This window comes from Streptomyces sp. NPDC088554, from assembly GCF_044752945.1.
Lineage (GTDB): Bacteria > Actinomycetota > Actinomycetes > Streptomycetales > Streptomycetaceae > Streptomyces.
Genome location: NZ_JBIVMF010000100.1, coordinates 1 through 1,231 on the forward strand (window position 1 = coordinate 1; position 1,231 = coordinate 1,231).

The window sequence follows — 1,231 nt, forward strand, 5'->3', positions numbered from 1 at the left end:
GCGGTGGCGGTGGCCGGTACGCGGGCCCGTGCCCGTTCCGGTGCCCGGCGTCGGAACGGGTTGCCCCACCGCCACTCCCATCTCCGGGGTTTGCGGTGCCTGTTGGAGCCGGGGCGTGGCGCGGGGGTCGGGTTCGGCGGGGGTACGGGCATGGGTACCGCCGTGAGGGTGTAGCGGCCGGTGGTGTCCGTGGTGGTGAAGGCGTACGGGGCGCCCGAGGCGAGGCGGTTCCTGGCGGTTTCCTGTTCGCCGGGGTCGTCCGTCCACCACCGCAACGCGGCAGGCCCGTCCAGCACCCCCGGCCCACCCGGCGCACCGGTTCTCACGGGAACGAGCGCCGCCCTCGGAACCCATACCGCGCACGGGTCGGGGTCCAGCCCATCGGCGATACGCCGGGCCTGCGCGCGGAGCCAGCGCAGCGCCCGTTCCGGGGAGACCGCCTGCCGGGTACCCAGCACCACCCACACCGTCCCCCCGTCGACCGGGCCCTCACCGGTCACCGTCACCAGGTAGACACGGGAGTCGGCCACGACTACCGCCCGCTCCCCCGCCGCTTCCGGCGCAGCTCGGCCAGTGCCCGTAACTGCCGCCGTTCCCGGTCTGTGGCCTGCCGGACCCTGACCGTGCGGGCGTTCCAGGTGTGGCCGGTGGGGCGGATGAGGCAGACGAGGTTTCCGTAGAGTGCGTGGACCACGCCCGCCATCTCGCGGTCCGGGTCCCAGACCGCCATGCCCACGGTCAGGGTGATCTCCCGGCGCGCCGGCGGGAGGTCGCCGGAGGGGCTGGACACGGCGGTAACCCCGCGCCGGTCCCCGGCCCGGCGATGCGGATGCTCCGCGATCCGCCGCGCACAGTCGAGAACGCTCACCGTCCCGATATCCCGCACCGCGTTCTCCCGACGCTTGTCCCACCACCCACACACATCACACCCCGGAAAAGGGACCAGACCCAGCGGAGGACCGGCACTGGACACCGCACGGGCCCCCGGCACCTCCCGCCCCATCACCGGGAACGCCCCCCATCAACAACCCGATCCAGCCCCTCACCGGGAGCCTGGTAATCGGGGCAGACCGGCCGGCCACACCGACACGGCGGCCAACGCAGCGCCGCACCAGGCAAATCCACACCTTCCACACCACCGTCACCGTCACCCTGAGGCTCGCCATAAACCTTGGGCACAAACCTTCGATCACCCATCACCCAACACCCCTCTGGAACCCCAACCCAACCC

At 72.5% G+C, this 1,231-nt stretch carries 2 protein-coding genes; both read right to left on the reverse strand.

Annotation, left to right across the window (positions count from 1 at the left end; translation table 11 throughout):
- Positions 1–530 (reverse strand): hypothetical protein (locus tag ACIP8W_RS31950; protein WP_402205919.1); only part of this gene is annotated, 530 nt, incomplete at its 3' end.
- Between the two features lie 2 nt (positions 531–532).
- Positions 533–790, reverse strand: a complete 258-nt coding sequence (locus ACIP8W_RS31955) for a hypothetical protein (RefSeq protein WP_402205921.1) — start codon at positions 788–790, stop codon at positions 533–535.
- Between the last annotated feature and the right edge of the window lie 441 nt (positions 791–1,231).